Source organism: Allobosea sp. P1_B10, from assembly GCF_056406735.1.
The window spans coordinates 436,624-449,478 of sequence record NZ_JBFTZP010000002.1 but is presented as its reverse complement, the minus strand read 5'-3'; the positions used below and the strand labels follow the sequence as shown (position 1 = coordinate 449,478).

At 67.3% G+C, this 12,855-nt stretch carries 12 protein-coding genes; 5 read left to right on the top strand and 7 right to left on the bottom strand.

What is annotated here, in order from left to right:
• Positions 1-158: 158 nt before the first annotated feature.
• From AC1D2L_RS06870 to AC1D2L_RS06855, 4 genes are all read right to left on the bottom strand, one after another.
• Entirely contained in the window at positions 159-458 is a 300-nt protein-coding gene (locus AC1D2L_RS06870; RefSeq protein WP_476845085.1) for an AzlD family protein, read from the bottom strand.
• A complete protein-coding gene (locus AC1D2L_RS06865; RefSeq protein ID WP_476845084.1) occupies positions 455-1,171 on the bottom strand; it encodes an AzlC family ABC transporter permease in 717 nt (238 codons plus the stop codon). Before AC1D2L_RS06865 ends, AC1D2L_RS06870 begins: the two co-directional genes overlap by 4 nt.
• Before the next feature lie 13 nt (positions 1,172-1,184).
• Positions 1,185-2,048, bottom strand: a complete 864-nt coding sequence (locus AC1D2L_RS06860; RefSeq protein ID WP_476845083.1) for an AraC family ligand binding domain-containing protein — start codon at positions 2,046-2,048, stop codon at positions 1,185-1,187.
• Between the two features lie 87 nt (positions 2,049-2,135).
• Positions 2,136-3,383 (bottom strand): MFS transporter, encoded by a 1,248-nt coding sequence (locus tag AC1D2L_RS06855; RefSeq protein ID WP_476845082.1) that lies wholly within the window; start codon positions 3,381-3,383, stop codon positions 2,136-2,138.
• A gap of 68 nt (positions 3,384-3,451) precedes the next feature.
• Between AC1D2L_RS06855 and AC1D2L_RS06850 the strand changes: the two genes are divergently transcribed.
• Both AC1D2L_RS06850 and AC1D2L_RS06845 read left to right on the top strand, forming a co-directional pair.
• Complete coding sequence (locus tag AC1D2L_RS06850) at positions 3,452-4,402, top strand: AraC family transcriptional regulator (protein WP_476845081.1); 951 nt, start codon at positions 3,452-3,454, stop codon at positions 4,400-4,402.
• 113 nt (positions 4,403-4,515) lie between these two features.
• The gene (locus AC1D2L_RS06845; protein WP_476845080.1) at positions 4,516-4,791 is read left to right on the top strand and encodes a hypothetical protein; all 276 of its coding nucleotides are present in this window, start codon (positions 4,516-4,518) and stop codon (positions 4,789-4,791) included.
• 11 nt (positions 4,792-4,802) lie between these two features.
• Here AC1D2L_RS06845 and ligA read toward each other — a convergent pair whose 3' ends face one another.
• Positions 4,803-6,953, bottom strand: coding sequence for an NAD-dependent DNA ligase LigA (ligA, locus tag AC1D2L_RS06840; protein WP_476845079.1), 2,151 nt, complete (start codon positions 6,951-6,953; stop codon positions 4,803-4,805).
• Positions 6,954-7,194: 241 nt separating this feature from the next.
• Here ligA and AC1D2L_RS06835 point away from each other — a divergent pair, with 241 nt between their 5' ends.
• The 3 genes from AC1D2L_RS06835 (at position 7,195) to AC1D2L_RS06825 (ending at position 8,734) form a co-directional block, all read left to right on the top strand.
• Positions 7,195-7,995, top strand: coding sequence for a DUF2189 domain-containing protein (locus AC1D2L_RS06835; RefSeq protein ID WP_476845078.1), 801 nt, complete (start codon positions 7,195-7,197; stop codon positions 7,993-7,995).
• 114 nt (positions 7,996-8,109) lie between these two features.
• Positions 8,110-8,424: a hypothetical protein gene (locus AC1D2L_RS06830; protein WP_476845077.1), complete on the top strand. Its 315-nt coding sequence runs from the start codon at positions 8,110-8,112 to the stop codon at positions 8,422-8,424.
• Positions 8,425-8,548: 124 nt separating this feature from the next.
• Positions 8,549-8,734: a hypothetical protein gene (locus AC1D2L_RS06825; RefSeq protein WP_476845076.1), complete on the top strand. Its 186-nt coding sequence runs from the start codon at positions 8,549-8,551 to the stop codon at positions 8,732-8,734.
• A gap of 39 nt (positions 8,735-8,773) precedes the next feature.
• Here the strand turns inward: AC1D2L_RS06825 and AC1D2L_RS06820 are convergent, their stop codons facing one another.
• Positions 8,774-10,912, bottom strand: coding sequence for a DEAD/DEAH box helicase (locus tag AC1D2L_RS06820; protein WP_476845075.1), 2,139 nt, complete (start codon positions 10,910-10,912; stop codon positions 8,774-8,776).
• A 221-nt stretch (positions 10,913-11,133) separates the two neighbouring features.
• Positions 11,134-12,819 (bottom strand): DNA repair protein RecN, encoded by a 1,686-nt coding sequence (recN, locus tag AC1D2L_RS06815; protein WP_476845074.1) that lies wholly within the window; start codon positions 12,817-12,819, stop codon positions 11,134-11,136.
• Between the last annotated feature and the right edge of the window lie 36 nt (positions 12,820-12,855).

The window sequence follows — 12,855 nt, the reverse complement described above, 5'->3', positions numbered from 1 at the left end:
GTCCCGACCACGCGCGTCTTCGCTCATCCAGACGACGTTCAAGACGTGCCGTCATTGCGAGCGTCAGCGAAGCAATCCAGGGGCGGCAGCGCGCTACGCCTCCTGGATTGCTTCGTTGCTGCGCTCCTCGCAATGACGGTCGTGTTTCGCTTGGCCTCTTATACCAGCGCCCTGAGCCCCACGACCGCCACGACGCCGACCGCCACGACCGCCAGCAGCGGCAACCGCGTCGCGGCGATGCCCGCGACGATGGCGGCCCCCGTCTCGGCCCAGCCGGTGGCAAGCGCGCTCGGCGCGATCACCGCGATCAGTACGGCGGGCGGGATCGCATCGAACGCAGCCTGCGCGCGTGGCGACAGGTCGAGCCGGCCGGCGAGAGCCAGCCCGGCTATCCGGGTGGCATAGGTCACTATCGCCATGCCGAGTATGGCGAGCACAGTCTGCGTATCGAGGGTCACGGGCGCGCCTCTCCGCCGAGCACGGGCTCGGGCACGCTGGCACCAGCTGCGATCCAGGCCGCCGCCAGTCCGCAGAGCGCACCGACCAGCACGTGCCAGGGTGGCCCGACGAAGCGATAGGTCAGCGCCGAGGACATGCCGGCGGCAGCGACCGTCCAGCCGGTCACCCGTCCCTTCCAGAACGCCGCGACCAGCGCGATGAAAAGCGCCGTGAAAGCGAAGTCGGCGCCGAACCGTCGGGGATCGCCCATCGCCGCGCCGATTGTCGCGCCGAGCGTCGTTGTCGTCATCCAGCCGGCGACGAAGGGCAGCGCCATGCCGAACCAATAGGCCGGAGTCAGTCTGTGCGTGCGCGCCCTCTTCTCGGCCAGCGCCCAGTTCTCGTCGGCCATGTAGTACAGGCCCAGGAATTTCTGCGTCGTCGAGAAGCCCGAAAGTTTCGGCGCCAGCGAGGCACTCATCAGGACATGGCGCGCATTGATCAGCAGCGTCGAGAACACCAGCGCACCGATCGGCGCCGGCGTCGCCCAGAGCTCGACGGCAGCGAACTGCGCCCCGCCCGCGAACACCATCACCCCCATCAGCAGCACCTCGAGCGGCGACAGCCCCTTACCGGCGGCCAGCGCCCCGAACAGCAGCCCTATCGGCATCGCCGCGACGGCGGCCGGCCAGATGTCGCCAAGTCCGCGACGGACATCGTCTCGCATCGACATGAAACGTCTGCTTTCAACCGAGATGGGCGGCGCGAAAGGCGCCGGGCGTGACGCCGAGCCTGGCCTTGAAGGCGCGCGTCAGATGCGCCTGGTCGCAGAAGCCGGTGGCGGCAGCGACCGCGCCCGGCGTTTCGCCCTTGCGCAGGGCCTCCTGCGCGCGGCGCACGCGGATATCGACGAGATAGGCATGAGGCGTCAGCCCGGTTTCTCGCCGGAAAGAACGGATCAGTTGATGGCGCGGCAGGCCACTGAGCTTTGCGACGTCGGCGAGCGAGAGATCCTCGTCGAACCGCTCTTCGAAGAGCTGGCGCGCTCGCGCGACGGGCCCGGCCTCATCCCCGAGCGAAGCCGGGATCCAGCCGGCGTGGCGGACGAGGCAGCGGCCGTAGAAGGCGAGCAGCATCTCCTCGCCAGCGAACTCGTCGCGCCCCTGCTCGATGGCGCGATGCGCGGCGGCAAACAGAGCCGACGTCTCGGCGTCCTCGACCAGCGGCTCGGGAAAATAGGGCGTCGAGACGGCGGCACGCCCGGCGAGTGAACTCGCGAGCTCCTGCATCAACCCGACTTCTGGATAGGTCATCCGATAGCTGTAGCCACCGCCATGAGGCTCGCCATCATGGGTCTCGAGCGGATTGACGAAGGCGATCTGTCCGGGCCGCGCATAGTGGCGCACGCCGTTGATACGGAAGGTCTCGCAGCCGGCCTCGATCACCCCGATGACATAGCTGTCATGGCGATGCGGCGCGTAGGCATGGCTCCGGAACGTCGCCGCGAGGCAGTCCAGCCCACCAAAGCGCGCGGCCGGAAACAGCTTCGCACGTTCGCCCGTGCCGAGCGGTTCCAGGCCCAACGCCTCGTTTTGGGAGATCGCGTTCATGCAGCAAGCTTACAGCCGATGCCGCTGCAACTGTCTTGAAGAAAAGTGATCGGGCGCATTCACGCACCCGATCACTTCGTTTTCTGTTCAGTGAGCGGACGGGACAGTGGCCCCGGGCTCGATCTGCTCGGGGCTCCGGGCGCGGAAGACCAGCACGCCAACGGCACCCAGGCTCGTCGCGACGGCCGCATAGCCGATTGCGCCGAGCGCGCCAAAGCTGTCGACCAGGAGGCCACCGAAGATCGCGCCGCTCGCGATCGCGACCTGGAAGGCGGCGACAAGCAGGCCGCCGGATGATTCGGCTTCATCGGGAGAGATCCGGACCATCCAGGTCTGGAATCCCACTGGCAGCGCGCCGAAGGCGAAGCCCCAGACACCGACCGCCAAGGCCGCAATCATCGTCGAGCCGCCGAACTGCAAGAGCACGATCGCCATCACTCCGATCACCGCCGACCCTGCGATCACGGCGGCCTTGGCGCTGCGCGCGACGATCGCCCCACCGGCGAAATTGCCGAAGAACCCGCCGACGCCATAGGCCAGCAGCACCAGCGACAGGGCCTCGACCGAGAGCATCGGCACCTGCTCGAGGAAGGGCCGGATATAGGTGAAGCCTGCGAAATGGCCGGAGATGCTGACGACGATCGCAATCAGCACGACGCGGATGCTCGGACGCCGCAGCAGCGCAAACAGGGTGCGGATATCCGGCGAGCCCAGCGGCGGCAGGCGCGGTATCGTCGCCAGTTGCGTGCCGAGCGCGACCACGCCGAGCGCCGCCGAGAGCAGGAAGACGATGCGCCAACCCCAGAGGTCGCCGAGATAGGCGCCGATCGGCGCGGCGCTGACGGTCGCGACCGAGACACCGGTGAAGATCAGCGACATCGCCCTGGGCAAGGCGCTGGTAGGGACGAGCCGCATCGCGGTTGCCGCAACCATCGACCAGAACCCGCCGAGCCCGATGCCGAGCAGCACGCGCGCCAGCAGCAGGACCGTGAGATTTGTCGCAGCCGCGGCGAGCAGGCTCGACAGGATCAGCAGGCCCGTCAGTCCCCAGACCACGACGCGGCGGTCGAGGCCGCGGGTCACGATAGCGGTGGCGAGGCCCGCTATGGCGCCAATGACGGCGGTCGCGGTGACCGCCTGCCCGGCGATCCCCACGGAGACGCCGACATCGTTGGCCATCGGCGTCAGCAGGCTGGCGGGCAGGAACTCGGCCGTGACAAGGCCGAAGACGCCGAGCGTCAGTGAGAAGATCGCGGGCCAGGCGGCCTCGCTGCGTTCGTCCACCTCCGGCAGCAGATCGAGCGCCGATGATGGGATGGATGCGGAATCGGACATGGCTGTCTCCAAGATGATGCCGCAAGATGGGCGTGGCTCACTGGAGCTTCCATGCTATATTCGCCATCATGCATGATCGTTCGTCCAAAATCGCTGCATCGCAACCAAACGACCCGCTAACCGACATGTTGCGCGGGCTGAGGCTCGACGGCGTCGTCTATAATCGCTGCCAGATGACGGCGCCCTGGGGCGTCACGGTCCCGCAGCAGAAGGCGGCGCGCTTCTACTTCATTGCCAGGCGCGGATGCTGGCTGCTGACCCCGGCCAATGAGTGGGTCGAATTGCAGGATGGCGACGCCCTGCTGCTGCCGCGCGGTGCCGGCCATGTGCTCGCCAGCGCACCCGATGTCGCGGCCGCCCCGCTGGGTGACTGCGAGACCCAGCAGATCTGCGGCAACATCTTCGACATCCATGCCGGCGGCGACGGCGAGCGCACGCTGCTGCTCAGCGGCAACATGACCTTCAATGTCGACAGCGAGCACCCGCTGCTGCGCATGATGCCCGACCTGATGCGCATGTCGGAGCTGGCGGTCAGCGAACCCGGCATCCCGCATCTGCTCGAGGCGATGACCCGCGAGGTCGAGATGGACCGTGTCGGCGCAGGCGGTATCCTCGCGAGGCTGGCCGATGTGCTGGCGGCCAGCATCATCCGCTCCTGGGTGGAGAATGGCTGCGGCGAGTCGGCGGGCTGGATCGCAGCCGCGCGCTGCCCCGAGATCGGCCGCGTCCTCGCAGCAATCCATCTTAATCCCGACCATGACTGGACGGTGACGGCGCTGGCGCGGCTGATGGGGGCGTCGCGCTCAGGCTTCGCGGAGCGCTTTGCCAGCGTCGTCGGCGAGACGCCGGCGCGCTATGTCGCCCAGGTCCGGATGCAGCAGGCGCGGCAATGGCTCGCCCGCGACAAGGCGCGAATCTCGGTCGTGGCGCAGCGGCTGGGCTATGAGTCCGAGGCCGCCTTCAGCCGCGCTTTCAAGCGTGTCATCGGCGTGGCACCGAGCCAGGTTCGGGCGGGATAGTCCGCCGGTACGCCTGCGCAAGGCGGAACAAAGCGGCGCGGCACAGGTTGCTTCCAGGTATCCGCAAGCGCCCGAATTCCTGCGCTGCGATCCCTTACGAACGGACAACTATCATGACAATCAAGCACATCGCTTTGGCCGGTGCGGCTGCACTGGCGATCGTTTCGTTTCCGCTCGCCGCCGGCGCCCAGGGCGTTCCGCGCGGCGCGGCTGAAGGCGCGCGCGTCGGCAACCAGGCGGCGGGCCCTGTCGGTGGCGCCGCCGGCGCTGTGGTCGGTGGCGTGACCGGTGGCGTCGTCGGCGGCGTCAAGGGCGTCGTCGGCATTCCGCAGCGCACGGACGTGCCCCGCAGCGCCCGAACGACCAAGAAGCGCGTGCATCGCTACTGAGGCGACGCGGCTCAGCCTCCGACGAGGTCGAACCATCCGGCCTCGTCGATTACCTCGACCCCGTGCTTGGCCGCGTCCTTGAGCTTCGAGCCGGCACCAGGTCCGGCGACTAGCAGGTCGGTCTTGGATGAGACCGAGCCCGCGACCTTGGCGCCCAGGCGCTCGGCCATCGCCTTGGCCTCGTCGCGCGTCATCCGCTCCAGTGCTCCTGTGAACACTACGATCTTGCCGGCGACCGGGCTGACCGACGCCACCGCCTCCAGCGGTTGCGGCGTAACCTGTGCGAGCAGCCGCCCGAGCATCTCCTGATTGTGCGCCTCGGCAAAAAACTGCAGCAGCGCCTCGACCACCGTGGGGCCGACGCCGTCGATGGCGTCGAGCTCCTGCCGCTCCGGCGACGAAACAGCTTCCGCAAGCATCACGGCTGCCTGCACAGCCTCGAACGAGCCGTAATGCCGCGCCAGCAGGCGGGCATTGGTCTCGCCGATATGGCGGATCCCGAGCCCGAAAATGAAGCGGTTGAGCGGAGGCGTTCGCCTGTCCTCGATCGCCGCGAACAGTTTTGCGGCGCTCTGCGCGCCAAAGCCTTCCTTGTCCTTCAGCTTCTTGAAATTACCGGCATCGCGAGCCGCGAGCGTGAAGATATCGGCCGGCTCCTTTACGGGCAGGTCGGGATCGGCGTGGAAGAACTCGATCTGCTTGTCGCCGAGCCCATCGATGTCGAGCGCATCGCGCGAGACGAAGTGCTTGAGCCGCTCGACCGCCTGCGCGGCGCAGATCAGCCCGCCTGTGCAGCGCCGCACCGCATCCTCCTTGCCCGAGCGCGGATTGTGCTCGCGAACAGCATCGGAACCGCAGATCGGGCAACTCGTCGGGAAGGAATAGGGCTTCGAGTCGGTTGCGCGCTTGGCGAGATCGACCGCCTCGACGCGCGGGATCACGTCGCCCGCCCGCTTGACCGTGACGGTGTCCCCCACACGGATATCCGAGCCGTCGCGGATCGCCTGCCCCTTCGAGTCGAAGCCGCGGATGTAATCCTCGTTGTGCAGCGTCGCGTTCGAGACGACGACGCCGCCGACCGTCACCGGCCGCAGCTTGGCCACCGGGCTGAGCGCGCCGGTCCGCCCGACCTGGATCTCGATGGCCTCGAGAACTGTCGTCGCGAGTTCGGCGGGGAACTTGTGCGCGATCGCCCAGCGCGGCGCCCGCGAGACGAAGCCCAGCCGCGCTTGCAAGGCGAGGTCGTCGACCTTGTAGACGACGCCGTCGATATCGTAGCCGAGCGACGCGCGCTGGCTCTCGATCAGCCGGTAATGCGCCAGCAGCGCCTCGACGCTCTCGCAGCGGACCATCAGCGGGTTGGTGCGAAAGCCCCAGCGCTTAAACGCCTCGACGACGCCGAACTGCGTCTGAGCCGGCAGGACCGGCATGTCGCCCCACGCATAGGCGAAGAAGCGCAGCGGCCGCTCGGCGGTGATCGAGACGTCGAGCTGGCGCAGCGAGCCCGCCGCCGCATTGCGCGGATTGGCGAATTCGGGGAGCCTTTTTTCGCGCTGCCGCTCGTTGATCCCCGCGAAATCGGCGTGGCCGAGATAAACCTCGCCGCGGACCTCGGCGACGTCAGGTACGTCGGAGCCGGCCAGATCATGCGGAATCTCGGAGATCGTGCGCGCATTCAGCGTGACGTCCTCGCCTTCCTCGCCATCGCCGCGCGTCGCGGCATGGACGAGCGCGCCCTTCTCGTAGCGAAGCGACAGCGAGAGGCCGTCGATCTTCGGCTCGGCCGTGAAAGCGATCTCGTCGCCGGGCTTGCGGCCCAGGAAGCTTTTCACCCGCTGCACGAAATCGGCGACGTCCTCGTCGGCAAAGGCATTGCCCAGCGAGAGCATCGGCACGCGATGCCGGATTTTTGCAAATTTCGAGGACGGCTTCGCCCCGACCTTCTCAGTGACCGCGTCCGACGGCTTCAGCGCCGGGAACGCCTCCTCGATCGCAACAAGCCGGCGACGCCTGGCGTCATAGGTCGCATCGTCGAGTACGGGCGCGTCGTCCTGGTAATAGGCGAGATCGGCAGCCGCGATCTCGGTCGCGAGCGCCTTGTGGTGGGCGCGGGCCTGGCGCTGCGTCAGCGCCGCGATGGGGGTGGATTCGATCTCGCTCATGCCGCCTGATTTAAGCGAGATACCACTGTCGAGGAAGGGCAGTAGCGAACCAGCCAGGCACGAACCGGACCCACGCGGCCTTCGCGTCGATTGATGTGCGACAAGCGGAGCGCCGCGGCGTATACTGCAAGGGCTTGGAATTGGACGCTCGACGCCTTCTGAAGGCGGCTTGACCGGTAAAGACCACGCATCGCGTCAAGCGCCTAAGGCGAACCGGGCCGAAAACCGGGAGTAAGACGCCATGGCCAATCTGGACTTGATGACGACTGGAGACCTGCGCGAGGCGACCGCGCAGCCGCGAATCCGTACCATCACCACGCATGATCTCGTCGATGCGCTCAAGGCAGGCTGGGAGGACTTCAAGGCCAAGCCGAGCCATCTGGTCTTCATCGCCATCATCTATCCGATCTGCGGCGCCCTGCTGGCGCAACTGACCGTCAGCTACAATGTCATCCCCCTGCTCTTCCCGCTCGTGGCGGGTTTCGCGCTGCTCGGCCCCTTCGCAGCGGTCGGGCTTTACGAGATCAGCCGCCGCCGCGAACGCGGCATCTCCACGAGCTGGATGCACGCCTTCGCGCTGCTGCGCTCGCCCTCCATCGGCCAGATCACCGAACTCGGCGCGATGCTGACCGGACTGTTCGTCGTCTGGATGGGGGCTGCCTGGTACATCTATCGCAGCTTCCTCGATCTCGGGCCGAACTTCACCGCGGCCGAGTTCTTCCACGCGACGCTGACCACCTTCGATGGCTGGGTCATGATGATCGTCGGCAACTCGCTGGGACTGCTGTTCGCGATCGTCGCATTCTCGATCTCGGTGGTGTCATTCCCGATGATGGTCGACAAGCATGTCGACGCCCCCACCGCTATCAAGACCTCGGTGGCCGCTGTGGAAGCCAATCCCCGCGTGATGATGATCTGGGGCCTGATGATCACGGGGCTTCTGGTGCTCGGCTCGCTGCCGGTGCTGGTCGGCCTCGTCATCGTGATGCCGGTTCTCGGCCACGCGACGTGGCACCTCTACCGCAAGCTCGTGGAGTTCTGACGGCACGCGTGGAAAATATTCTGTCGTGTCTTTGAACCTGATCGGGTGCTCCCGCGACCAATGGGCATGAGGCCGCAAGGTGTGGCCTCTCACAAAGCCCAAGGGAGATCGATCATGTCCTTCCGCACCACCTTCGCCGGCCTCGCCACCGCGTTCGTCCTGGGCGCCGGCGCTCTCATCGGCGGCTCGCTCGCCACCTCCACAACGGCCGAGGCTGCTCCCGGCTGGCATGGCTCGGGTGGACATCACGGCCATGTCGGGCACGGCTTCGGCCATGGCCGCCGGCACTGGGGTGGCCGCCATGGCTACGGACATCGCGGCTGGGGCTATCGGCCCGCCTTCTACGGCGGCGGCTGCTACACCGTGCTGCGCCCGCGCTTCGTGCCTGGCTATGGTGTCATCGAGCGCCCGGTCACGCGCTGCCGCTGAAGGCGTGGCCTCAATCTTGCGGGGCAATTGCGCTGGGGGAGCGCAAGCAGAGGAGCCGGAGCAATCCGGCTCTTCTCACTGAACTGATCCAGTGCCTGCAAACGTAGGCTATGAGGGCCGGCGCATGGCGTCGCCGGAACTTTTGCGCTGGCGCGCGGTTCACAAACGGTCACGCATAACGTGGCGCAACTCGCGAGCAGACCGCGATAGCCTGCTTCATACCCTGGGGGCATTCATGAACAATATCATTTACATCGTCGGCCTCATCGTCGTCGTCCTCGCAATCCTGTCCTTCCTCGGCTTGCGCTGAGCCGAGGACAGGAGGCGAAGTTGACGGCCGGCGAAGGCCTCAGCCGCGATCGTCGCGGCCGGGCTTCTTGCCCTTGAACGGCTTGCCGGCGGGCTTGGCGGCACCGTCGCGGCCAGCATAGGGCTTGCCGCCGAAGGCAGGCTTGCCCGCTGCGAAAGGCTTGCCGGCTCCGGCGGGCTTGCCGGCATAAGGCTTTGGTCCGCTGCGGAACGAAACATTCGGGTCCGACAGGTCGCGATCGCTGCGCACGGGATCGTAGGACCGCCCGGCGTCGTGAGGCTTGGCCGCGCCGAACGGCTTACCCTTGCCCTCATAAGCCTTTTTCTTGCCCTCGAACGGCTTCTTCTCGCCGCCCTCATAGGCCGGCTTCCGCTCATACGGCTTCTTCTCGTAGGGCTTCTTCTCATAAGCCCTGGCTGGCGCACGCTCGGCATCGCGCTCGGGCCGAGCATAAGGCGCGGGCGCATGGCTAGCCTTCTCGGCGAAGGGCTTGGCGGGGCGACGCTCCTCCTCACCGCTCACCGGCTCGATCACGATCTTGTCGCGATCGACGGCCTTGGCGAGCTCATAGAAGCGCTCGGCGACATCGGCATCGATCTCGACCTTGGTCTCCTTGTCGAAGATGCGGATAGCGCCGACTTCGTCACGGGTGATCTTGCCGCGGCGGCATAGCATAGGCAGGAGCTGGCGCGGATCGGCGCCATCCTTGCGCCCGACGCTCAGCTTGAACCAGACGGTGTTGCCACGCGGACCGGCCTTGCGCGGGCCCTCTCCTCGTGGGCTGTCCTCGCGGCCTTCGCCGAAGCGGCTACCCTCACGCGGCGCATACTCTTCGCGCGAACGGATCGGACGCGAATCGCGCTGGAAGTTGGGATCTCCGACCTCTTCGGTCGATGGCAGGCGCGAACGGTAGATCCGCACAAGCGCTGCCGCGATTTCCTGCGGCGAACGGCCGGCGACGAGCGCCTCGATCATCCCGGTGTCGTCCTCACCGGGGTCGCCGGCAAGAATCGGATCGTTGAGCAGGCGCTCCTGATCGAGCGCGCGAATCTCATCCTGCGTCGGCGGGCCGGCCCAGACGGCCTCGACCTTCGCCTCGGAGAGCAGCATCTCGGCCTTGCGGCGGCGCGAGACGGGAACCAGCAGCACGCTGGTGCCCTTGTTGCCGGCGCGGCCCGTGCGGCCCGAGCGATGCTGCATCACTTCGGGATCGTTGGGCAGTTCGGCATGGACGACCAGCGTCAGGCCGGGAAGGTCGATGCCGCGCGCGGCGACGTCGGTCGCGACGCAGACACGGGCACGACCGTCGCGCAGCGCCTGCAGCGCCGAGTTGCGCTCGCTCTGCGAGAGTTCACCCGAGAGCGCCACGGCTGAAAAGCCGCGCTCTAGCAGGATCGCCTCGAGGTGGCGCACCGAATTGCGGGTGTTGCAGAACACCAGCGCAGTCGGCGAATCATGGAAGCGCAGCAGGTTGACGACGGCGAGCTCGGCCTCCTTCGGATAAACCCGGATGGCACGATATTCGATGTCGGCATGGCCACGCGAGCCGCCGGTCACCTCGATGCGCAGGGCATCGTTCTGGAAATTCTTGGCGAGCGCGATGATCGCCTTGGGCAGCGTCGCCGAGAACAGCAGGCTGCGGCGGCCTTCCGGCGTCGTCTTCAGGATGAATTCGAGATCGTCGCGGAAGCCGAGATCGAGCATCTCGTCGGCCTCGTCGAGCACCACGGCACGCAGGGCCGAGACATCGAGGCGATGGCGCTCGATATGGTCGCGCAGACGGCCGGGCGTGCCGACGACGATATGGGCGCCCTCATCGAGAAGTGCGGCCTCGCGGCGCGGATCCATGCCGCCGACGCAGGCGATGACGCGGGCATTGGCGTGCTTGTAGAGCCAGGCGAGCTCACGCTGGACCTGAAGCGCCAGTTCGCGCGTCGGCGCGATGATCAGCGCGAGCGGCTGGCCGGCGCGCGGAAAGGTTTCAGCCTCGCCGAGCAGGGTCGCTCCGATGGCGATGCCATAGGCGACCGTCTTGCCGGAGCCGGTCTGGGACGAGACCAGCAGGTCGCGGCCAACGGCGCCCTCTTCCAGAACAGCAGTCTGGACCGGGGTCGGATCGGAGTAGTTGCGCTCGGCGAGCGCACGCGCGAGCGGCGCGCTCGTGGTCATAAAGGACATGAAGTGTCGAGCCTAGGGTTGCGGCGCTTGGAACAGGGTCGGCGCAGGAAGTCGGACGATGGTGGGCGCGGCGCGAAGACGCGGCCATATCGCAGCCATCGATTGAAGGGGGCTCATAGAGCATATCGCGGCAAAAGGGAATGGATGCTGCACTGCAACAAGAGAGAGCGAGCCATGCGCTGCAAGCGCTCGCATTACCGCGCCCCCAACCAGGCCGTTATCTAGCCGCGAATCCCGGCCGCTTCGAGAAGCCTGCCGGCCGCCGCCCTCGCCTCCTCGGTGATGCTGGCGCCCGCCAGCATCCGGGCGATTTCCTCGCGGCGGGTCTGGTCGGCAAGTGCGGTGACGCGTGTGACGGTCCGCGAGGCCGCATCGCCCTCAAGCGCCGACTTCGCGATCAGGAAATGCTGGCCTGCCTTGGCGGCGACCTGCGGCGCATGGGTGACCGAGATCACCTGCACGCGTTGCGCCAGCCGCGCCAGCCGCTCGCCGATGGCATCCGCCACGGCGCCACCGACGCCGGTGTCGATCTCGTCGAAGACGAGCGTCGGCGCCGAGCCCCTCTCCGACAGAACGACCTTCAGCGCCAGCATGAATCGCGAAAGCTCGCCGCCGGAGGCCACCTTCATCATCGGCCCCGGACGGGTGCCGGGATTCGTTTCGACCCAGAACTCGACGCGGTCAAATCCTTCCGGGCCTCGCGCGGTCTCGTCGCTGTCCATCTGGGTGATGAAGCGGGCGCGTTCGAGCTTCAGCGGCGGCAGCTCGGCCTTGACCGCAGCATCGAGCCGCGCCGCAGCCTGGCGTCGTGCCGCTGACAGCGCCTTCGCCTTTGCCACATAAAGCGTCTCGGCCTCGTGGAGTTCGGCTTCGAGCCGCCCCAGCGAGGTTTCACTCTCGTCGAGCGCGGTCAGGTCGGCGGCCATGCTCTCGGCCAGGACCGGCAGGCCGTCGACCGGGACATCGTATTTCCGGGCCGCGCCGCGCAGCGCGAAGAGCCGCTCCTCGACGCGCTCTTGCTCGCGCGGATCGTATTCGGCAGCCCGCATCGCGGCAGCAAGCGCCTCGCCCGCCTCTTCCAGCGCCACGATTGCGGTATTCAGCGCCGCCGTGGACGGATCGACCAGGGTAGGCGCCTGCGACGAGCGCCGTTCCAGCCGCCGCTGCACAGCCGATAGCGCCGGGATCGGCGAGGCCTGCCCGCCGACCGCCTCATAGGCATCGATCAGATCGCGCGCGACCTTCTCGGCCTGCATCATCCCCTGACGCGCCTCGGCGAGGCTGTCCTCTTCGCCAGGCTGGGGCGCGAGCTTTCCGAGTTCGGCAACCGCATGGCGCAGGAAATCCGCCTCCTTGCGAGCCAACTCGACCCGGATTCGCTGTGCCTGGAGGGCCTGACGCGCGCGCTTGAGCACATCGCTGGCGGCGGCCACCTCGGCCGCGTCGGCCTCGATCCCGCCGAAGCCGTCGAGGATGACGCGATGCTGACCGGGATCGGTCAAGGCACGGTCGTCATGCTGGCCGTGGATCTCGACGATCGCGGCGCCGATCATCCGCAGGATCTGGACGCTGACGGGCTGGTCGTTGACGAAGGCGCGCGTGCGCCCGTCGGCATACTGCACGCGCCGCAGGATCAGATCGCCGTCGGTGTCGATTTCCTGCGCCTGCGCCAGCAACCGCGCGGGATGGGCCATCGGCAGATCGAAGACGGCGCTGATCTGCCCTTGGCTCTCGCCATGACGCACGAGCCCGCCGTCGCCGCGCCCGCCAAGCGCCAGGGCGAAGGCGTCGAGCACGATCGACTTGCCCGCTCCGGTTTCGCCGGTCATCACGCTGAGCCCTTCGCCGAAGCTCAGGTCGAGCCGGTCGATCAGGACGATGTCTCTTATCGACAGCTGAGCCAGCATGGCGCTCAGCGCAGGCTCAAGCGAGGGGGCATGCGC